General features: G+C 49.8%; 17 protein-coding genes and 33 tRNA genes. 40 read left to right on the top strand and 10 right to left on the bottom strand.

The annotated features are described in order from the left end of the window. Positions 1–5: 5 nt before the first annotated feature. A complete protein-coding gene (locus JOY44_RS26905) occupies positions 6–407 on the bottom strand; it encodes a CAP domain-containing protein (RefSeq protein WP_171576275.1) in 402 nt (133 codons plus the stop codon). Between JOY44_RS26905 and JOY44_RS26900 the strand changes: the two genes are divergently transcribed. Further along, a complete protein-coding gene (locus JOY44_RS26900; RefSeq protein ID WP_242541857.1) occupies positions 396–890 on the top strand; it encodes a tyrosine-type recombinase/integrase in 495 nt (164 codons plus the stop codon). The two genes, JOY44_RS26905 and JOY44_RS26900, sit on opposite strands and share 12 nt — an antisense overlap. A 59-nt stretch (positions 891–949) precedes the next feature. Here the strand turns inward: JOY44_RS26900 and JOY44_RS26895 are convergent, their stop codons facing one another. Next, positions 950–2161 carry an IS256 family transposase gene (locus tag JOY44_RS26895; RefSeq protein ID WP_415881137.1) on the bottom strand — a complete coding sequence of 404 codons (1212 nt, stop codon included), beginning with the start codon at positions 2159–2161 and terminating at the stop codon, positions 950–952. 130 nt (positions 2162–2291) lie between these two features. On the opposite strand from JOY44_RS26895, the gene JOY44_RS26890 reads away from it, so the two are divergent. Both JOY44_RS26890 and JOY44_RS26885 read left to right on the top strand, forming a co-directional pair. Next, the gene (locus tag JOY44_RS26890) at positions 2292–3215 is read left to right on the top strand and encodes an alpha/beta fold hydrolase (RefSeq protein ID WP_171576277.1); all 924 of its coding nucleotides are present in this window, start codon (positions 2292–2294) and stop codon (positions 3213–3215) included. A 148-nt stretch (positions 3216–3363) separates the two neighbouring features. After that, positions 3364–3597, top strand: coding sequence for a tautomerase family protein (locus tag JOY44_RS26885; RefSeq protein ID WP_171576278.1), 234 nt, complete (start codon positions 3364–3366; stop codon positions 3595–3597). Between the two features lie 170 nt (positions 3598–3767). Here JOY44_RS26885 and JOY44_RS26880 read toward each other — a convergent pair whose 3' ends face one another. Together JOY44_RS26880 and JOY44_RS26875 are read right to left on the bottom strand one after the other, a co-directional pair. Next, a complete protein-coding gene (locus tag JOY44_RS26880) occupies positions 3768–5471 on the bottom strand; it encodes a protein adenylyltransferase SelO (protein WP_171576585.1) in 1704 nt (567 codons plus the stop codon). 324 nt (positions 5472–5795) lie between these two features. Next, complete coding sequence (locus JOY44_RS26875) at positions 5796–6194, bottom strand: hypothetical protein (protein ID WP_171576279.1); 399 nt, start codon at positions 6192–6194, stop codon at positions 5796–5798. Positions 6195–6292: 98 nt separating this feature from the next. Here JOY44_RS26875 and JOY44_RS26870 point away from each other — a divergent pair, with 98 nt between their 5' ends. From JOY44_RS26870 to JOY44_RS26695, 36 genes are all read left to right on the top strand, one after another. After that, positions 6293–6511 carry a hypothetical protein gene (locus JOY44_RS26870; protein WP_171576280.1) on the top strand — a complete coding sequence of 73 codons (219 nt, stop codon included), beginning with the start codon at positions 6293–6295 and terminating at the stop codon, positions 6509–6511. 75 nt (positions 6512–6586) lie between these two features. Further along, positions 6587–7117 carry an HNH endonuclease gene (locus JOY44_RS26865; RefSeq protein WP_171576281.1) on the top strand — a complete coding sequence of 177 codons (531 nt, stop codon included), beginning with the start codon at positions 6587–6589 and terminating at the stop codon, positions 7115–7117. Positions 7118–7145: 28 nt separating this feature from the next. Then, positions 7146–7532, top strand: a complete 387-nt coding sequence (locus JOY44_RS26860; protein ID WP_171576282.1) for an alr0857 family protein — start codon at positions 7146–7148, stop codon at positions 7530–7532. A 192-nt stretch (positions 7533–7724) separates the two neighbouring features. Further along, a tRNA-Asp gene (locus JOY44_RS26855) sits at positions 7725–7800 on the top strand. Between the two features lie 6 nt (positions 7801–7806). Further along, positions 7807–7883, top strand: a tRNA-Glu gene (locus JOY44_RS26850). Positions 7884–7885: 2 nt separating this feature from the next. Then, a tRNA-Arg gene (locus JOY44_RS26845) sits at positions 7886–7979 on the top strand. A gap of 90 nt (positions 7980–8069) precedes the next feature. Continuing rightward, positions 8070–8144 (top strand) — tRNA-Cys (locus JOY44_RS26840). A 6-nt stretch (positions 8145–8150) separates the two neighbouring features. Continuing rightward, positions 8151–8246: transfer RNA gene (locus tag JOY44_RS26835), tRNA-Ile, on the top strand. Positions 8247–8248: 2 nt separating this feature from the next. Then, positions 8249–8319 (top strand) — tRNA-Trp (locus tag JOY44_RS26830). A gap of 164 nt (positions 8320–8483) precedes the next feature. Beyond that, a tRNA-Glu gene (locus tag JOY44_RS26825) sits at positions 8484–8558 on the top strand. 10 nt (positions 8559–8568) lie between these two features. Further along, positions 8569–8653 (top strand) — tRNA-Tyr (locus JOY44_RS26820). 93 nt (positions 8654–8746) lie between these two features. Beyond that, positions 8747–8824 (top strand) — tRNA-Arg (locus JOY44_RS26815). Positions 8825–8829: 5 nt separating this feature from the next. Further along, positions 8830–8912 (top strand) — tRNA-OTHER (locus JOY44_RS26810). A 5-nt stretch (positions 8913–8917) separates the two neighbouring features. Then, a tRNA-Phe gene (locus JOY44_RS26805) sits at positions 8918–8990 on the top strand. 5 nt (positions 8991–8995) lie between these two features. Further along, positions 8996–9070, top strand: a tRNA-Asn gene (locus tag JOY44_RS26800). Positions 9071–9075: 5 nt separating this feature from the next. Continuing rightward, positions 9076–9151, top strand: a tRNA-Gln gene (locus JOY44_RS26795). Between the two features lie 6 nt (positions 9152–9157). Continuing rightward, a tRNA-Gln gene (locus JOY44_RS26790) sits at positions 9158–9230 on the top strand. Between the two features lie 52 nt (positions 9231–9282). Beyond that, positions 9283–9359: transfer RNA gene (locus JOY44_RS26785), tRNA-Leu, on the top strand. Positions 9360–9364: 5 nt separating this feature from the next. After that, positions 9365–9440 (top strand) — tRNA-Pro (locus JOY44_RS26780). Between the two features lie 3 nt (positions 9441–9443). Continuing rightward, positions 9444–9517: transfer RNA gene (locus JOY44_RS26775), tRNA-Leu, on the top strand. A gap of 5 nt (positions 9518–9522) precedes the next feature. Next, positions 9523–9598, top strand: a tRNA-Leu gene (locus tag JOY44_RS26770). A gap of 1 nt (position 9599) precedes the next feature. Beyond that, positions 9600–9677: transfer RNA gene (locus JOY44_RS26765), tRNA-Ile, on the top strand. Positions 9678–9682: 5 nt separating this feature from the next. After that, a tRNA-Pro gene (locus tag JOY44_RS26760) sits at positions 9683–9757 on the top strand. Positions 9758–9760: 3 nt separating this feature from the next. Then, positions 9761–9836: transfer RNA gene (locus JOY44_RS26755), tRNA-Lys, on the top strand. Positions 9837–9843: 7 nt separating this feature from the next. Then, positions 9844–9919: transfer RNA gene (locus tag JOY44_RS26750), tRNA-Lys, on the top strand. A 3-nt stretch (positions 9920–9922) separates the two neighbouring features. Beyond that, positions 9923–9996: transfer RNA gene (locus JOY44_RS26745), tRNA-Leu, on the top strand. A gap of 2 nt (positions 9997–9998) precedes the next feature. Then, positions 9999–10069, top strand: a tRNA-Met gene (locus JOY44_RS26740). 10 nt (positions 10070–10079) lie between these two features. Continuing rightward, a tRNA-Thr gene (locus tag JOY44_RS26735) sits at positions 10080–10154 on the top strand. 3 nt (positions 10155–10157) lie between these two features. After that, positions 10158–10232, top strand: a tRNA-Thr gene (locus tag JOY44_RS26730). 5 nt (positions 10233–10237) lie between these two features. Beyond that, a tRNA-Thr gene (locus JOY44_RS26725) sits at positions 10238–10313 on the top strand. 4 nt (positions 10314–10317) lie between these two features. Further along, positions 10318–10389: transfer RNA gene (locus JOY44_RS26720), tRNA-Gly, on the top strand. A 23-nt stretch (positions 10390–10412) separates the two neighbouring features. Then, positions 10413–10484 (top strand) — tRNA-Gly (locus JOY44_RS26715). Positions 10485–10489: 5 nt separating this feature from the next. After that, positions 10490–10564, top strand: a tRNA-Val gene (locus JOY44_RS26710). 5 nt (positions 10565–10569) lie between these two features. Further along, a tRNA-Arg gene (locus JOY44_RS26705) sits at positions 10570–10646 on the top strand. Between the two features lie 5 nt (positions 10647–10651). Continuing rightward, a tRNA-Ala gene (locus JOY44_RS26700) sits at positions 10652–10728 on the top strand. Between the two features lie 2 nt (positions 10729–10730). Then, positions 10731–10807: transfer RNA gene (locus JOY44_RS26695), tRNA-His, on the top strand. A gap of 46 nt (positions 10808–10853) precedes the next feature. Here JOY44_RS26695 and JOY44_RS26690 read toward each other — a convergent pair. The 4 genes from JOY44_RS26690 to JOY44_RS26675 form a co-directional block, all read right to left on the bottom strand. Beyond that, positions 10854–11699 (bottom strand): DUF3883 domain-containing protein, encoded by an 846-nt coding sequence (locus JOY44_RS26690; protein WP_171576283.1) that lies wholly within the window; start codon positions 11697–11699, stop codon positions 10854–10856. Positions 11700–11747: 48 nt separating this feature from the next. After that, complete coding sequence (locus JOY44_RS26685) at positions 11748–12281, bottom strand: hypothetical protein (RefSeq protein WP_171576284.1); 534 nt, start codon at positions 12279–12281, stop codon at positions 11748–11750. A gap of 29 nt (positions 12282–12310) precedes the next feature. Further along, positions 12311–12853 carry a GNAT family N-acetyltransferase gene (locus JOY44_RS26680; protein ID WP_242541864.1) on the bottom strand — a complete coding sequence of 181 codons (543 nt, stop codon included), beginning with the start codon at positions 12851–12853 and terminating at the stop codon, positions 12311–12313. A 76-nt stretch (positions 12854–12929) separates the two neighbouring features. Continuing rightward, positions 12930–13415: a hypothetical protein gene (locus tag JOY44_RS26675; protein ID WP_171576285.1), complete on the bottom strand. Its 486-nt coding sequence runs from the start codon at positions 13413–13415 to the stop codon at positions 12930–12932. A gap of 1044 nt (positions 13416–14459) precedes the next feature. Here JOY44_RS26675 and JOY44_RS26670 point away from each other — a divergent pair. After that, a complete protein-coding gene (locus tag JOY44_RS26670; protein ID WP_171576611.1) occupies positions 14460–15836 on the top strand; it encodes a reverse transcriptase N-terminal domain-containing protein in 1377 nt (458 codons plus the stop codon). 5 nt (positions 15837–15841) lie between these two features. Here JOY44_RS26670 and JOY44_RS26665 read toward each other — a convergent pair whose 3' ends face one another. Continuing rightward, positions 15842–15994 carry a hypothetical protein gene (locus JOY44_RS26665; protein WP_203032192.1) on the bottom strand — a complete coding sequence of 51 codons (153 nt, stop codon included), beginning with the start codon at positions 15992–15994 and terminating at the stop codon, positions 15842–15844. Positions 15995–16229: 235 nt separating this feature from the next. Next, a complete protein-coding gene (locus JOY44_RS26660) occupies positions 16230–18362 on the bottom strand; it encodes an amylo-alpha-1,6-glucosidase (protein WP_171576573.1) in 2133 nt (710 codons plus the stop codon). Between the last annotated feature and the right edge of the window lie 325 nt (positions 18363–18687).

Genomic DNA, 18687 nt, shown 5'->3' with positions numbered 1-18687 from the left:
CAGTTTTAAAAAACAGGCTGTCCCTCAAAATTACCGGGAGGACTGTAGCGGCAAACCAAAATGTCATTGCCGCCTGTGGTGGTTTTAGCACAACCGACTTGAGTCGTCGCACCCCAAATCATCTGAGTGTAGTGTCCAACATCATTCCAATCGCCAGTTTTGCTGACGTTCGGAAAAATACCCTGACGAAACTGCTTTTTCTCCGCTCCCCAAGAGTTCACCATGTCATTGCTGCTGAAAGCTCCAGCGGTGCCCAGCCAGAGATTCTCGCCTTCATCATGCATTAGTGTGTTGCCACCCATTGCTGCCAGATGGTTTGTCCAGGTTTGAGCATCACGAGCCAGAGCCTCAGACCAGGTTAAGAGAGATACACCCACATCTTTCCGATAACCGCAGTGATCAGTCATGGGCTGCGGGCTTCGGAAGCGTCTGCTCTGAATGTGGAGCATTGGAACGGCAAGATTTTGAAGGTGCATCGCTCGAAGGGGCAGAATGTGTCGGAGGTGCCGCTGAGTCGAGAGGCACGATCTCATCTGGAGACTTACCTGGAGTGGCGGCGGCAGCAGGGTGGAATGTTTGAACCGTTGCCAGAGAGTCCGATGTTTTTGGCGCAGGACCCAAAGAGTGCAGGACAGAGGTTAGGGTACAAAGGGTTGCACCGGATGGTGAAGAAATTGGGGGCGATCGCTGGAGTGGAAGATCTCAACCCGCATCGGTTCCGGCATACCTTTGGAACGGAAGTGATCCGACGAGGCGTTGATCCCTTGTTTGGTAAGGAATTGATGGGGATCAAGAGAGATCGAGTGTTTCAGCGGTACACCAAGGGTGTCTTCAAGCAAGCAGCAGCCGAGGCGTACTTGAAGGCAATCGGGGAGGATGAAAACTTGTAGATTGCATAAGATAGCAGTCCGGTTGGGTATGTCAAATAGATTGTGTCAAGGATAGAAGGTCACAGTGGAAAGCGATCGTCGTAGGCGATGGCAAACCGATTTAAGGCAGGCTTCCAATCTTTAATCGGCATCGTCCATTTTTTGGAGATGTTCTGAATTGCTAAGTAAACCACTTTAAGTGCAGACTCATCGGTCGGAAACGCTCTGTGATTCTTCAACACCTTTCGCAGGGTCATATTGACCGACTCAATGGCATTGGTCGTGTAGATGGCTTTCCGAATTTCATTCGGGAAGGCAAAGAAGGGAGTAATCCTTTGCCAGTGGTTCATCCAGGACTTACTGATAGTGGGATACTGCTTGTCCCATTGCTCAGCCAACTCCACCAAGTATTGCTCCGCCAAAGCTTCGGTGCTGGCCGTATAAACCAGACGCAAATCGGCTGCTACAGCTTTACGGTCTTTGTAGGACACATAGCTCAAGGAATTACGCACCATATGGACGATGCACAACTGCACCGTTGTTCTGGGAAATACCGCTTCAATGGCATCTGGAAAGCCAGTGAGTCCATCACAGCAAGCAACGAAAATATCCTTGAGTCCTCGATTCTGTAATTCCGTCAGCACCTGGAGCCAGAACTTAGATGACTCGTTTTGGGTCATCCACATGCCCAGCAGTTCCTTTGTGCCTGACAGATTCACTGCCAGAGCTAAATGAACCGCTTTGTTGATCACCCGTCCATCCTGCCTGACTTTGACCACAATGGCATCAAAGTAGACAATTGGGTAAACCCGCTCCAGCCCACGATTCTGCCAGACTTTGCGCTCCTCTTCCACGGCTTCAGTCACGTTGGAAATCAAACCAGCCGATACTTCTACCCCATACAGGTCTTGCAGTTGAGCTGTAATGTCACGAGTACTCATCCCCCGCGCATACAGCGACAGAATCTTGTCATCAAACCCGTCAAAGCGAGTCTGCCTTTTCTGGACGATGATGGGTTCGAACTCCCCTGCTCGGTCACGTGGAATCGCAATCTCGGCTTCGCCAAACTCACCTTTAATCGTCTTCTTGCTATGCCCATTGCGACGATTGTTTGGCTTTAAAGCTTCAGGCTGAGTCCGATGTGCTTCGATGTGGGTTTGCATTTCTGCCTCCAGGCAGCGTTCCACTAAGGCTTGAGTCAATTGTTTGAGGATGCCACCATCCCCCAGTAAATCTTCTGGTTTTTCATAGCCTTGAAGCAGTTGGTCAAGTAGTTCGGGTTGAAAGGTCATCATGATTTTGTCTCAAGTTCAGTAGTTCATTAGATCTCAACTTCTGACCTTTGACACAATCTAATTTACAATCCCGTCCGGTTCCAAATTGGAACTTGGCATACCAACTTACTCAATCTAGTTGAGACTAATGTTTGCCCATTTTCTGCCATCCTCTGTTGCCGAGATTCAAGATACAGGGGCGATTACCCTTCTGCAAACCATTCAGCGTCGTATCGTCGAGGTGCCATTTCAGCAGGGGCTAACGGCGCTCTCGACGGCTTATGTTCATTTCGCTCCCCAGTCATCTTCTTGTTTCCCGGATACTCCTCCAATTCTGCTGTTGCATGGGTTCGACAGTTCCCTGTTAGAATTTCGGCGGTTGCTCCCGTTGTTGGCAGGGAGCGGAGACGTGTGGGCGATCGACCTCTTCGGGTCAGGGTTCACCGAGCACCCTACCTCGATCTCAGTTAATCCAGGGTCAATCCGGCAACATCTTCTGAGCATTGTAGAAACTTGGATTGGTGAACCGATTATTCTTGTGGGTGCTTCTTTAGGAGGGGCAGTGGCGATCGATTTCGCTTTGCACCATCCTAACTGGGTGCGATCCCTTGCTTTGATTGATAGCGTTGGCTTTTCTGGCAGCTTTCCAATCGGACAATTTCTGCCACAGGGACTCATTGACCTGGGTGCGGACTGGCTCTATTTCCGTAAGCGGGCTGCCCTGGCGGCGGCTTCAGTTTTACCGATGGTCAATCCGATGCTGATTGATGCTTTGCGTTGCTCATTCCTCCATCAGGAGATGCCTGGGTGGAAGGAGGCGATCGCCTCTTTTACCAGAAGTGGCGGGTATTCGGATTTAAGCGATCGAATTGCTCAAGTCACCCATCCCACGCTGATTCTGTGGGGCAAAGCGGATGATGTGTTAGGAACCGCTGATGCGACTCGGTGGCAGCGAGCGATCTCAGGCAGTCAACTCATTTGGATTGAGGCAGCGGGACATGTGCCCCACTTCGATCAACCCCAAGTCGTTGCAAATCACCTGCTATCCTTCATGCAACATATTAATCGCTGAAACGATACCTACCAATAAACGTTAACTAAATCCAGGCAGTGGATCGAATTCTTACCCAGTAATTGTCGGCTCGTCCCTGGTCATGAGAATGACCTCCGCGCCCAATGGCTTTAAACTTTGTTCAGCAAAGCACTGAAGGAGAAAAACAATGCCTCATATCAGCATCAAGCTTTATCCCGGCAGGTCGGAACAGCAGAAGGTTCGGTTTGTCGAGCAAATTGTGAAAGATGCTATGTCAATTCTCGAAAGCAGCGAAGACTCGATTTCGGTCGCGATCGAAGAAATCAACCCAGAGGATTGGGTAGAGACAGTCTATAAACCAGAAATCTTGAACAACCCAGAGAAGCTCTACAAAAAGCCAGGCTATAACCCAGTGGAATAGCAATAGACGGCTTCGACTTCTAATTCAAATTATGCATTGCTATTAGGGGTTGAGCCGCGATACGTGAAATTTTTTATCATATCGGACTCAAACTCATTGCAAACCTGGCTTTCAGCAGTTGCTCAAGAACAAAGCTGTTCATCTTGAATAGTTGCTTGTCACGCAGCTATTCAAGATGAACAGCTATAGTGCGACACGCCACCCGTGTTAAAAAACGCCTTAGGTCTTAGACGATAGTATTTATCTTCTACGTCTTGTGATTGCTCATCATATGGATAGCTAAGGACTTCTTGCAACTCTTTAACTAAAGTATAGTCACCCTGCATGGCTTGTTGGTAGGCAGGGGCAATCAACCACTCTCGCCATGTGTATTTTGGGTTCGTCTGTTTCATCTTTGTTGATATCTCAGCCAAATTGCCGTCGTTAATGACGAGGTCGCGCCAGCTTTTTAGCCAAGATTGCCATTGTTCATCGAGTTGTGGTGAAGTTTTAACGTAGAAGCTTTTTTTCAATGCTGAGATATCATCTGGTATATGGGATAACTCGCGGAAGAAAATGGTGTAATCTACCTCTGAGTCAGTCATTAACTGCATTAATTTTTCAAATAGCTTTGGGTGATATTCAGTCAAGCCAAGTTTGTCCGCCCACATTTTTTGGATTTGTTTTTGCATGGCTTCTGAAAAGCCGCGGCCTACTTGGTCGAACTGTTCTAACGCTTCAGCATCTTCTGTAAGTAGCAGTCTCACTGCTTTCCAAAACATGTAATAATTTGCTTCTGCTGCAATGGGCTGATTGAAGAATGAAAAGTGCTCGCCGCCACCAGTCCAAGGTTGAAACCAAGGGTCAAATTTTTCACAAAATCCAAAGGGTCCATAGTCTAGGGTAAAGCCTCCAGCAGCGCAGTTGTCACTGTTAAAATTACCCTGGCAATAACCAACACGTAGCCAATTAGCCACCAGTGAAGTGAGACGCTGGCGAAATAGCTTAGCCAATTCAACTAATTGACCGGCAAAACCAAGGCTTTGATTAATGTCGCTTTTGTACTCTCGCTCAATTAAGTGCGACACTATCATGCTCAACTCTTCTAATGCTTTTGGATGAGCATTGCTGCGAGTGCGGCGGGCAAATAACTCTAGCTGACCAACGCGCAAAAAGGAGGGTGCAACGCGAGTTGAAATGGCCACAGGATTGTCCACCAAAACATCAGGGTCAATAGAGTAGGAGTCTTGAGAATACCAAGGCCGGGTAACGGTCTCAGATTTAGAAACATACAGTGTCAAAGAGCGCGATGTTGGCACACCTAACGCCTGCATATAGTCTTGCGCTAGAAACTCACGCACACTTGACCGGAGGACAGCGCGCCCGTCGGCACCCCGGCAATAAGGCGTTGGGCCACCCCCTTTCAATTGCATTTCCCAGCGCTGTCCATTGATGATTCCTTCAAATACAGATATCGCCCGACCATCGCCATAACCATTACCCGTACCAAATGGACATTGTTGGGTATATTCGGTGCCATAAATCGACAGGGCATAACCCGTCGCCCAGCCCACCTGACGCATCGGCTCATGGGCAGCAGAGAGATCACCAGAAAATACACGGCGAAATTTTTCATTAAGCGCCAGCCCATCGCTCAACCCAAGTTCCTTAAAAAAAGTGCGGCTATGAGCTACATATTCTGGGTCTGCAAGCGGCGTGGGTGACACAGGTACGAAATGACCAGAAAAAACCTGGCGGGCCCGGTGATCATCACCATCGACCGTGGCATCAGGATCGGCATTTAAGGTATCCATCAGAGAATAATCTGCCAATTGTACAAACTCATCGAAGGTTGTTACACAAGGCTCAGCAGAGGGTTTAGATGGATATGGCATTGTTGCTAGCGCCGATATTGTTGGGAAGGATTCATGTTTAATTGAGGACTTTGCAGAGGCTAGCATATTAAATGTGAAGCTTTCCAGACTAACCGACTTATTAGTGGGGGTGATTGAAGCAGACCACCTTGAATTCCTTGGGTACCACCGGAGGAATCTGCTCATCTGAGCTTCAGCGCTACAAATAACCGAATAGCTGCCTGCCCAGCAAACAGTCAATGCTTTCATTTCGGTCGCCGCAAACCCTATCCAGCAAAGCTTTGATGCCTATATGATAAATTTTTACACGTATCGTCGGATCGATGCCTATTACTGGAAGCACTATTAAGCGATCGCCATACTGAGAGCAATAATCTCCCCGTTTGTTGTTAACCCTAACAGCATCTCTTGCTGTGGTTGAATATGCTGCCCTGTAATGGCACATTGCTCTTCTTGTTGAGAGACTGCCCTAAACGTCGCCCGAATATCCGACATGGATAACAGTGGGGGATGAAAGGGCGATCGCCTATCTTCAACCGAGTACGATTCTCCTTTGGAGAGGCTACGCCAACGCACCTCATCCGACACCATCTGCTGATCCACAAACTGCCAAAGGACTTCCCGAATCAGGGTTTGATAGCCCTGTTCTCCAGAAATCTCCCGCAATCGCTCCTTCAGTTCGGGTTCCAATCGAATACTCGTGACCTGCATTTCCGAAGTGCTGCCCCGCTTGCGTGTATCCATAACCGAACATCCTAAATTTCAATCAAGGGTGGACAATCCGATACTACAAGTGTAGTATGTAGACATCCAGAATTGTCATACAAATATTACAGCCTTCCATGATACGCATCCTTCACGCCACCTTAGCCAGCGCCATGCTCTGCCGACCTCAACACGGTCTAGGCAGAGCAGCGGTGCTGTTTGCGTTTGAGGGGACGTATTGGTTTAGCGGCGGTAAATCCGTCAGCGAAGGCATTGATATCAAAATCGCCGGACGACTCAATCCGGATCAACTCACTAGCAGCGGGAGGTGCAGGGCAATCCTGACACCGACATAGGGAAAGCCATATCCACTTCCCCAACCCCCGCTCCTGGTCATCAGAGGCGGGGTTTATTTTTTGAGGAGAAAACTCATGCAGACTGAGCAGCGACAAAAAATTCCAATACTTCAGAACCAGGTCGTAGTGTTTTCTAAGAACTACCTGCCCCTGGCACAGATCAACATTAAACGGGCGATCGTTCTACTGGTTACCGGACAGGCAGAGACCCTGGAGTTCAGCAGCACCCAGCAATGGGAAGTACGCTCTCCCAGTGTCGTACTACAAATCCCAGACCACATCCGGTTGACCAGTGGCAATCCAGAGCGGCATTGGAAAGTACCTCCTGTGAATCGTCGGGAAGTCTTCCGCCGCGACAACCACACCTGTCAGTACTGTGGCAGCACTAAGCATTTGACGCTGGATCACGTTATTCCCCGCTCAAAAGGGGGCCCCCATACCTGGGACAACGTGGTAACCGCCTGCGAGAAGTGCAATTCATGCAAAGGCGATCGCCTTCTGCATGAAACCGGGATGGTACTCCAAACCAAACCCAAAGCACCGATGCATCCTGCGATCGCCTTCGCCGAGCAGTTCTGGAAAGAACAGCAACCTGTTGACCCCTGATCTCAAGCCTAGAAAGGAGGCACGACCAATGTTGAAGCTGAATTACACCGACGTTGGGCTGTACATGGAGCGGACCATGACCAACCCCGAACTGTTGATTGCCCAGCGAGTCCTCCTGGCAATGCGGTTAGGGCGATCGCTCCATATCGAATCCGGTCGCGCCTCCTTTCTGCTGCCTGTTGATATTCCCGAACTGGAAGGGCTAGAGATGGCGCTACAGCGGGAATATGGCTCAGTAGTCACCCTCATTGCTGTAGATGAGGAGTTTGTCGAAGTTGGAATCAGCGGAAGCTGGATTGCCGAGGACAAAGACGCTCACGAAGGAATGTTCCTGGCGGTAATGAGCGATCGCGCTGAATTCCTGACTTACAAACTGTGGCGGATGAGTGAAGCCCGCATTTCCTCCCTAGCGTAGTGGGGAAACCCAGTAGGAAAGGGCGATACGACTATTTCTTTCCCGATCGCCCTCTTGCCTAGAAAAAAAGTTGTAGTACACCCTTGACAACTTGCAGCGCGTTTGTAGTATAACTGTAGTATCAACACTACAACCTCTCACAAAGGCTTTGTAGTCACCCTTCTGAACCTAGACAACTGAATCGCCACCTTTGGGGGTGTAGCTTAGTCTGGCTCAAAGCAGTCGCCTGTCGAGCGAAAGATCGCGGGTTCAAATCCCGCCATCCCCGCCTTGTAGCATCGTGGACGAATAGAGAAGTCGCCGTGCCTCTCAAGCATGGAGAAGCGGGTGCAACCCCCGTCGATGCTCCCAATGAGGATGTAGCTCAGATGGACAGAGTGCTTGTTTCCGAGACAAGTGGTCACAGGTACCGCTTCGCGGAAGCAAGCTACGACCCTGTCATCCTCGCTCGTGGGAACGGATTGGCATCACTTGCTCCGAAATCAACAAACGGACGGTTGCAGGATTGGGGTTCAATTCCCCACGTTTCCACCAAATCTCCAGGTCGCCAAGTGGGAAGGCGTTGGTCTGCAAAACCAACTAGCGAGAGTTCGATTCTCTCCCTGGAGTCCAAATTATTGCAGCGTAGCTTAATGGCAAAGCCCCAAGCTCATAACTTGGTCATCGCGGGTACCGCTTCGCGGAAGCAAGCTACAACTCCCGCCGCTGCAACCAATGCACAGATGGTGTAACGGCAACATCGCGGTCTCCAAAACCGTTGTTCGAGGTTCAAATCCTCGTCTGTGCGTTCTACGGCGTGCCCTCATCCGAGAAGCCTACATACTGGTCACTCGCCTAAACAGCGAAGTAGGTACCCTGCGGGAAGCAAGCTACGACTCCTACAGCCTCCGCCAACTTGGAGGCTGAAAAAACAGCTTCTCAAACTTGCACGTTGTAGAAATCTCAAAGTTTGGTGCCGTAGGCAAATTGGTAAAGCCGTCGATCTTTCAAGTCGATGCTTGCGGGTTCAACTCGTCGGCACTGCCAAATTCAACATGGGTCGGCTCGCCTATCAGCGTGGGCAACTGTCTGTAAAACAGCCGCTTCTTGCGTTGCAGGTGCGACTCCTGCCCGACCTACCAAATCTATGGAGAGTAAATCGATCAGGCGATCGGCGCTGTTTGCTAAACAGATGGATGAACAATTGTGGTTCGACTCCACTGCTCTCCGGCTCTGAGAACGTGGTGTAACTGGATAAACACATCGGTCTACGAAACCGAAGAGTGAAGGTTCAACTCCTTCCGTTCTCGCCAATCATGGAGGGCACCGCTGAATGGTCGGCAACTGGTCTTGAAAACCAGGGTAGTCCTTGGGCTAGGGGTTCGATTCCTCTGCTCTCCGCTTGTGGGAAGTTGGTGAAGCTGGTGCTCACGTGCCGCTGAAGACGGCGAGAAGGCGGTTCAATCCCGTCACTTCCCACTCGTTGCCCTATAGCTCAATGGCAGAGCGAGCGGCTGTTAACCGTGAGGTTGCAGGTTCAAGTCCTGCTAGGGCAGCCATTTATTGCAGGATGGACGATTGGCAAGTCGCTCTGACTCTGAATCAGAGAGAGGTTGGTTCAACCCCAACTCCTGCATCCATTTCAATGCCCTGTGGTGTAACTGGCAACATCCCGCTCTTTGAAAGCGAAGATTCCAGGTTCAAACCCTGGCGGGGCAGTTAGGAGGTAAACAGTCGCCTGGGCCATTCCCCTGTATTCCTCCCATCTCTCACTCCTGTAGCCCAACTGGAAGAGGCTATCGCCTTAGAAGCGATGCGTTGCAGGTTCAAATCCTGTCAGGAGTACCAAACATCGGGATGTAATTCAGTGGTCAGAAGCCTTGGTTTGGGACCAAGGAGTCGTGGGTTCAAATCCTACCATCCCGACCATTTGCCCTTGTGACGGAACTGCCAGACGTGCTGGCTTCAGAGACCAGATTTTGTGGGTTCGACTCCCACCAAGGGTACTGATGCTCCTGTGGCGGAAGGGAAGACGCTCTAGACCGAGGATCTAGGTTTTGTGGGTTCGATTCCCACCGGGAGTACCAAGCACCGAAGGCGGAAGTGGTGGACGCGCACGCCCGATAAGCGTGTTATTAGCAGGTTCGACTCCTGCTCGGTGTACCAAATATCTGAGTGTGGTGCAGTGGGAGCACGTCGGTTCGGGGAACCGGAGGTCGTAGGTTCAATCCCTACCACTGAGACCATTCGGGTCGTTAGCTCAACGGTTAGAGTGGCTGCCTTTTAAGCAGACAGATCAGAGTTCAAATCTCTGGCGACCCACCAATGCTTCGGGTTGTTAGCTCAGTTGGTAGAGCAGCCGCCTCTTAAGCGGAAGTGCATAGGTTCAAACCCTATACAACCCACCAAATACCCCTGTGACGCAATTGGCAGACGTGTCCGGCTTAAACCCGGATTGTTGCGAGTTCGACTCTCGCCGGGGGTATAGCGGGGATAGAGCAAGAGCGGCTCGGCAGTCTCATAAGCTGCGATCGGTGAGTGCAACTCTCACCCCCGCGTCTAACAAACGCAGGTGTGATGTAACGGGCAACATGAGGCTCTCGTACAGCCTTCATGCAGGTTCAACTCCTGTCACCTGCTCCAAATGCAGACGTGGTGTAACGGGCAACACAGGGGCTTGGTACGCTCCCGATATGGGTTCAACCCCCATCGTCTGCTCCAAATGTGCTGGTGTAGCTCAGTTGGCAGAGCAATCGCCTTGTAAGCGATGGGTTGCAGGTTCAACTCCTGTCACCAGCCCCAGAATGCGATCGTGGTGCAGCGGCAAGCACCTCTGGCTTCCACCCAGAAGACACGAGTTCGAGTCTCGTCGATCGCTCTGAACCAATAATGGTTCTGCCTGCGATCGTGATGTAACGGCTAGCATCTGAGTCTGCCAGTCTCAGCGTATGGGTTCGAGTCCCATCGATCGCTCTCATAGTCCTGTAGCTCAATGGTGGAGCGGGTTCCTTACAAGAACAGGGTTGCGGGTTCAAATCCTGCCAGGACTACCAATTATGGGCGTGTCGCCTAAGGGATAAGGGCATCGGTCTTCTAAACCGACTCGTATAGGTTCGACTCCTATCACGCCTGCCAAACATGGGTCTGTAGCTTAACTGGGAAAGCGTCTGCCTTGCAAGCAGAAAGATGTCGGTTCAACTCCGACCAGAATCCACCAATGGTGCTTAAAGTCGAAGCGGTCGAGACACCAGCCTGTGAAGCTGGCTATTAGCGGGTTCGAGTCCCGTTAAGCACCCTTAAGATGATGAACAACTGAACAGATGGAATCAGGAATACGATCGCCTACGCAATCCGAGCAATAAACTGTACTGGACTCAGGTTGCAAATGTGATCCAATGCGCCTGTGAGTGTAAACAGCCGTGGATCATCCCGGAATCGAAACACACGGTATAGATGGTAATGATCGCTGTAATTCTGGGAAACCATTACCTCATTCTGAGAAACGAAGAAGGGGACTTGCTTACCATAGGCAGTTGTCTTGACTTCGATGAAGCGATCGCGCCCATCCGCTTCAAACGATCGAACATCAAAACCAGCCCCATCTCCCTCAGTCACAGCAATGTGTTCTACTCGGTATGCAAGGCTTTCTTGCCCCAATCGGATGAGCCGTGCTCGCTCAAAATTAAGCACAAATTCTTCACCAGCCCTGCCAAGGGAGGCATTACGAGCTTCTCGTTCCAGATAATTAATGGCAGGACGGACACGACGCAACGGTTCCGATCGCTCTGCGGTTGGCGCAGGGGTGTATGGTTCAGGAGGAGAATCAAGCCGAGATAGCAAATCCTCTACGGTCGGGATGTTGGCAGGTTCCTCCACTGCCTGCTGCACAATTGCGCTAAAGCTTGAATCAGAACTGATGCGATCAGCGACAACCTCATAAAGTAGGGATTGATAATTACCCAACGGCTTGTAGCCAAAGATGTAGGGATAGCCAAACTCCATTAGGATGGCACTGATATTTTGGTGCTTTCGCTCAATGGCTCCTTCCGATCTCCCGTTGAGAAGCTGGATAAGGTTCCGTCGATGTGCCGCTTTGTTGTAAGGCTCCCGTCGTAATTCCAGGGAGAGCATGGCGAAGTAATCTGAAACAACAGCCTCGACTTCCGCTTGTGACCACTCACTCGGCACGTCATCTTCCCTTGGAACTGAGAAATTGAATCTTCAATGCCTCAAAGCTCATACCGCCGTTGTTACAGGCTGCGTTTTTCCTGCGCTCAACACCCGTGATGAGATGGAGTGCGATGCGGCTTCTGCCATTGCCTGCCAGTCTTCCTGGGTGAAAATTTCCGTCAAAAGTGACACTGCTTGCTTCCCGGTCGCTGGGTTCATATTTCCCGGATCAACACTTTCTGCCAGGATCCTATTAATCCTTGCCAGTTGAGTTTCAGTTGGATTGGTTAAATGATGACGAATCAACCGCCGAGCGATCGCATAGGTGTCGTCAAACCCCGCACCCAAATCCCAGGATTCCATCCACTGTCGTAAGGCTGTAAAGAGAATTGCCTGGACTTTCATCTGCTGCCGCAACTGCTGGTCTTGTTCGCTCGTGAGTGCAGCGATAGTTTGGCTAAACCCTTTCATCGGCAGTCCTGCTTCTACCTGCACCCCGTCTTCAACTTGAGTAGACTCGCGCAACCACGCCTCGTTGTTGCACAAATCCATTAAGTCTCCACTTTGGGCATATTGGGCAGCGAGGGTGGGATCATCCATCGAAAACTTTCCTAGAAATTATGGCAAACTTAGCGCCGGAGCACACCGTATTCAAAGTATACCAAGCCCTCCTTGTCTGGATCTGGGTCATACTCCGGCATTTGGTTGCGACGATAAAATTCTTCTGACTCGGGTAAAGCGTGAAGCCCGACTCGACCGCTATATCCTAATTCCAGGCTGCGCTGCCGCGCAAACAGCAATAGGGTTCGTCCTACCCCCCGTAAGTATGGTGGGTCTTCCAAGCGCCGACGGTTCCAGGGAGCCACAGCCAATGCTTCAACATAAACCAATGGGTAACGCTGGGGAAGTTGAGATCGGTGCCACTGAGTCTCAAGAAACATCAGTCCCTGAGTCAGACTGTCCACTTCAATTGCGTAAGCTTCATACCGGGACTCCTGATTGCCTTGCCGTAGCTTGTAGTCCCAACTCCAATAGCTATCAGGTTGCTCGGTTGCCCTCAAAACACCTTTCCAAATTGTCTCAAAATCCTCTAAGTGGCGATCGCTCATGCTACAGAGTAGTCCAGCTACGATGTCTCCTGTTCCACTTAGCAGTTGAATCGATCGTTGCATTCCCAGAAATTAAAGTGATGGTTCAGAACGTTGCGAGTAATGGTATCTCCAGAGAGTATCTCATGCTGCTGCTGTATCAGTTCTCCAAGGAATCAAATAACTCTGGATGTTGGTCAGCAAAAATGACTTTGCCAAGCACCTGCCGATGTTGTCCGTCTATGAAGACATGCCGCCAATGCTCATTGTTATCCTGAAAGGCATCTATCCGGGGATTGCAACTGTAGTCAAGAAAAGGGGCGATCGCATCAAATAACACGCTCTCATCTCCCGCTTTATCGCACCGATACTCCACAATCTCAATACTACCGTCTGCTTGCTGTACACTCCCTAAAGACCACGCCTGCAACGCATCCATTAGGGTCGCAAAACTCCCAGTAGACGGGAGATGACCACCTCGATAGCATTTTCTCATCGTCTTAGTTGTGTGGTCGTAGCTCATTGCTGTACCCATTCGTTCAACTATTTCAAGTTGATACAGATGATGAATTGCTGCTAGAGCTGCCGTAACTTGAGATGCAGGAATACGAACATTGTGAAATGAATAGTGAATCAAATACCCCATCGATTTATTTCCCGATTCAATCGCAGGTTAATCCCACCACATCGCAATAATAGACGCGCAAATTGATCTTTCTTTGCTTAGATTTGCACAAATTTCTAGCAGATCAATTGGGATATAGAGCAACAGGCGGTTTTTATAAGTTCTACTCATTGGCTTCAGCAGTGCACTACAGCCTGATTGGACTACAACTGGCCTCAAGTAGTACAGAAAATCCCATGCTACAAGCGTAATCCTGACCTGTTGACCCGCCTACGATGTTGATTCTGTGGATGACTCATTGCTCGTTTCGCAATGAGTGACCACCAGAAAGAAGATGAGCAGAAGTTATCAATCAAGCCCCTCCATCCTTCTGTTCATCAACTGTGTCTAAAATAGGCAAGATCACAGTCTGAAACTTCTACCCAGAAAAGGTTTCAGCCGATGTGGTAATTAATTGCCAGGAACGGTGTCATACGTGCGATTCGTTTAGCTGAAACAAGCGAAAGCTTGGGGATAGCTAGCAAGGAATAAAGGAGGTTAACAACTCAAACAACCTTGTAACTGAATAATCATGAGGGTGAAAGCCCCTCCCCACAAGTGCAGTGGTGACAGCATCACCCCTACGGTAGCGACTAGCCATCAATCCGTAAAGCGGGGTGAAAAGGCGGTATCTGAGAGCCTTACTTGGAAACCCGTCGAGCAGAGAACCGATGAGTAACACCCGTGAAGATGCATTGAACCATCGTCACCGTTAACCAGCCAAATCAGGCTGATAGGCTGGAGCCAAAAGGCAAAGGATAAGGGGTTGGCGTGTGTATGAGCGACCAATTGCACTCCCAATAAACCCGGTGGAGAGCATCACTCTAAGGGTTCTAATCAATGGTTATTCGGAACGAAGTAACTCACCATTTGCTCTTGCCCCCTGGGTCAGGCGGGCGAGTAGGTGCTAACCGCAAGCAAATGGTGAGAGGGATTGCCTAAGAAGCTAATGCCAGCGGGAAAGCCGCAGGATATGCAGACGTAGGCACGGTGATTTGGAATGAAGGGGAGTGATTAGCAATGAAAATGTCTAAAGCACGGGTAAACCCGATGATGGAATGGAACACGATCCCCTGGTGTCAGCTAGAGCGGCGCGTGTTTAAGTTGCAAAAGCGCATCTTCAAAGCCTCACAGCGTGGCGATGTCAAGGCAGTTCATCGACTTCAAAAGACTCTGATGAGATCCTGGTCTGCCAGGTGTCTCGCGGTACGTCAGGTGACTCAGGATAACACTGGCAAGAAAACAGCCGGAATTGATGGAATCAAGCAATTGGTTCCATCCCAGCGGTTGAAACTGGTCAGTATGTTACACCTAACCCATCGAGCACAACCCGTTTGCCGGGTCTTTATTCCGAAGCCTGGAAGTTCGGAAAAGCGTGGGTTAGGTATTCCGACAATCCATGACCGCTGTGTGCAGACATTGGTAAAGCTAGGACTAGAACCCGAATGGGAGGCAAAGTTTGAGCCCAACAGCTATGGGTTTCGACCAAGCCGCTCATGCCATGATGCGATTGAAGCGATTTTCAGTGCCATTCGGCAAAAGCCCAAATTCGTTTTGGATGCAGATCTCGAAAAATGCTTCGACCGGATCGACCAGTCCGCCTTGCTGGCAAAACTCAAGACCTTTCCAACGCTACGACGACAAGTTCAAGCTTGGCTAAGTGCTGGGGTGATGGAGAGAGGAGCACTGTTTCCGACCAAAGAAGGTGTGCCACAAGGGGGGTGTTGCTCTCCGTTGATGGCAAATATCGCCTTACACGGAATGGAGGCAGTGGTGAGCCAAGTCTCTAAGACGGCACGGCTCATTCGCTACTGTGATGATTTTGTGGTGTTACACGAAGATATTACAGTGGTACAAGCCTGCCAGCAGGCATTACAACAGTGGTTAGGTGGCATTGCATCCGTGGTCAGCAAAGCCTGTTTTGAGAAGCTTGACCATCTCATCTTTCAGCAACTGCGGGCTTGGGCACGTCGTCGTCATCCCAATAAGTCTCTTTACTGGATCATTCACCGTTACTGGAGAATGGAGAGTGGAGAGAATTGGCGCTTTAGCGTCACACTCAACGGACAACCGATGCACCTTCTCAAACATCGTGATACGCCCATTGTGCGGCATATCAAGGTGCAGGGAAATCGAAGTCCCTATGATGGCGATTGGCTTTATTGGAGTACAAGATTGGGCAGCAATCCAGAGGTGCCAACCCGAGTGGCAAGGCTACTCAAGCGCCAGAAAGGACAATGCCCAGCCTGTGGACTGTTTTTCAAAGATGGGGACCAGTTGGATATTGACCACATTCTTGCACTCTCACAAGGGGGTAAGGACGAATACAAAAACCTCCAACTGCTCCATCGACACTGCCATGTGGTTAAGACAAAACGGGAAAGAGCAACCGTTCAATCCTAGTTGGTTCAGTAGGTATGCATGACAAGCACCAAATTGCTGAGGAGCCGTGTGAGGTTACAAGCTTCAAGCACGGTTCTGAAGACCAGCGGGGTGGGCGACTGCTCCGCTGAGTTTAACCCCATCGTGGGCTTATTGACTTGTGCATTTGCAGCGTTCATGATGATGCCTAAAAATGTGATTGTAGTGGTTGCTAGAAACAGTGCGACGACCAGAAGCGGACGAAAACTGTTTCTGAAGGTGGACCCTATTTAGTTCATTGGATGTGGAAAAAACATGGAATAGATCTGATCGGTTCTAAGGCATCTCAGATTTGTGCCATACCAGAAATCATTAGGATTCCTAATCCTGCTGCTTCCATCGGATATTCGGGGTAGTGACAACGAAGCATCTGCATCATTCATCCTTCTCTGCATCTATATGCAATTCACCCTCTAATTGAGTTATTTCCCAGTACGTTTGGTTATCCACACGCCAGAACCGTAAGGCAACCTTGGCATCCCCCACTACCAAATTCTTCAGGGTTAAATCCGGCAACCATTCCGGTAGAACAGGCTGTACTCGTAGCCGTCGCTTCGGAGCATCAGCTTCCAGTCCAAGCAGGGTGCGGATAAGAAAGAAAATTGAGCCAGCCGCCCAAGCTTGCGGGATGTTAGCATCCGGATACGGCACGGGAAAGCTTTCAGCACCGCGCTCAATTCCAGCAAACAGTTCTGGCATTCGTCCAGACTCAAAGTAACTCGCTGCCGCAAAGGTAGCTTCAGCAATGCGATTAGCTTCCTGGTGATAGCCGTATCGCTTTAGCCCGGCTGCAATAAACGCATTATCGTGAGGCCAGACGCTGCCGAGCTGATAGCTAATCGGGTTATAGGCAGGATTTTGGGCTGAAAGCGTCCGTACACCCCAACCGCACCATAAATCTGGCTGAAACAGACGCTGCACGAGCGGCTTGGCTCGTTCGGGGGGCACAATCCCAGACCAGAGCAAGTGGCCAGGATTCGAGGTAATCGATCGAATCTGCTGCTTCTGGCTATCTAAACCCAAACAATAAAAGTTTTCTTCCGCTATCCAAAAGCGATCGTTGAATTGTTGGTAGAGATCTGCTGCTTTCTGGCGCAAGGTTTGGGCACGTTCGGATTCTCCCCAAATTTCATAGAGGGTTGAGGCTCGTTGCCAGGCATCATAGACGTAACCCTGTACTTCACAAAGCGCGATCGGCGGTTCAACTTGACTACCGTCTGGATACACGATCGAGTCCCCTGAATCTTTCCATCCTTGATTCCGCAAACCGTCTTTGGAGCGCGTTAAATACTCAACAAAGCCATCTCCATCAAAATCACCATACTGATCAATCCACGCCAGTGCGCGTTCTAGCGGTACTCGACAGGTATCAAGCAAGCTGGAGTCAGCATTCCAGCGATAGGACTCTGCTAGTGTAATAATCCAGAGGATGGTGGCTTCCACTGTTCCGTAGTAAGGGGTGTGTGGAACTTCATGCCGTTGCGCTAACTCGCCCTGCCGGATCTCATGCAAAATTTTACCGGGTTGAGCATCGCGCCAGTCATCTACCTCTGTAGCTTGAAGTTGCGCTAGCTTCACCAAGGTGCCGCCCCCAAACTCATAATTTACTGCCATAGTTTGCAAGCTGGCAATAATCGAATCACGCCCAAATACCGCTACAAACCAGGGAATGCCTGCTGCTGGCATCCAAAACGCTTGCCCAGTGTCCTCTACTTCAATTCGCAATGCTCCCATGTCAATCAACGCCTGTTGATAGGTTGCCATCACCTCTACATTAGAGGAATGCAGTTGGGTGGCAACGTCGAGAAAGTTCGCCATCACCTGTCCTGCTTTCGTGACGCTGATGGTTGCATCTGTGTGCTTTGGTTCCAGCACTTCGTCATCTACCAGAGCAATAAAGTTGATGCAGGTGTGCCAGGTTTCACCTGGATTGAGGATGACATCAAAGAAGAGCCGACCGTTGGCGTAACGGGGTGGCGTACTGGTGCCATCCGGTGCAACGACGATGCTGCGTTGGAACGCACCGTTCCGATACTCTGTTGTGAGGGCTTCATTTTGCCAGGTTGTTTTTACCTCACCCCGTGTTAGCAATTGCTTTGACTTAACTTGAAAAATATCAGCAAAGTCTGAACGAACAGCAAGCATCAATTGAAACTCAACGCGATTGCTGTGATGGTTAATAACGTCAATATCCTCGTGCATGCCACCGAGAATATCACGACGAATGGTGATAATCAAACGACCAGAAGGCAACGTTCCATTGACGGTGAGTAACTCTGGATTGGTAAATTTATAAATAGCAACGCGATGGCTAATACTGCTCGAAGCTAGCAGTTGCAGAGGATAACGGTTGATAGAAATTTCGTAGTAGGAAATGAGGCGAGTATCGCGAACAAAGAATCCCTGAGCACGGTTATCATCAATGGAACCATCACGAGCCGTAACGAGAAAAGAAGAACCATCATTGATGACAATCTGTTCAGTGTTAACGGCAACTTTGGTAGGCATAATTCATTTCTTTAAACTATAAGGAGAGAAAGTAAGTAGTAAAGGAACATGGGGCGTTGCATCAAGCACTTAATCACCGCTACTGTTTCTGGCAATTCCAAAGCAAACCGCCATCGACAAAAAAGGTGGTTAGTTTCATTGTTGCGGTTACTGCTAACTAAAACCAGGAAAGATAGGTAAGTTAGTTTTACCTTTAGCGACTGATGTTCTTCAATCTGAAACCACCCTAATTAGCTACAAGTAAGTTTAATGGTGGACATTGAGACAGGCTACAGATTGAAATTTTGCCCTGGGTATTAAAGCTGTGACTGAGAGACTCAAATTT

Source organism: Leptolyngbya sp. Cla-17 (assembly GCF_016807185.1).
GTDB lineage: Bacteria > Cyanobacteriota > Cyanobacteriia > Leptolyngbyales > Leptolyngbyaceae > ULC077BIN1.
Note: the sequence above shows the minus strand (reverse complement) of the source record. Positions and strands in the feature narration are given on the sequence as shown.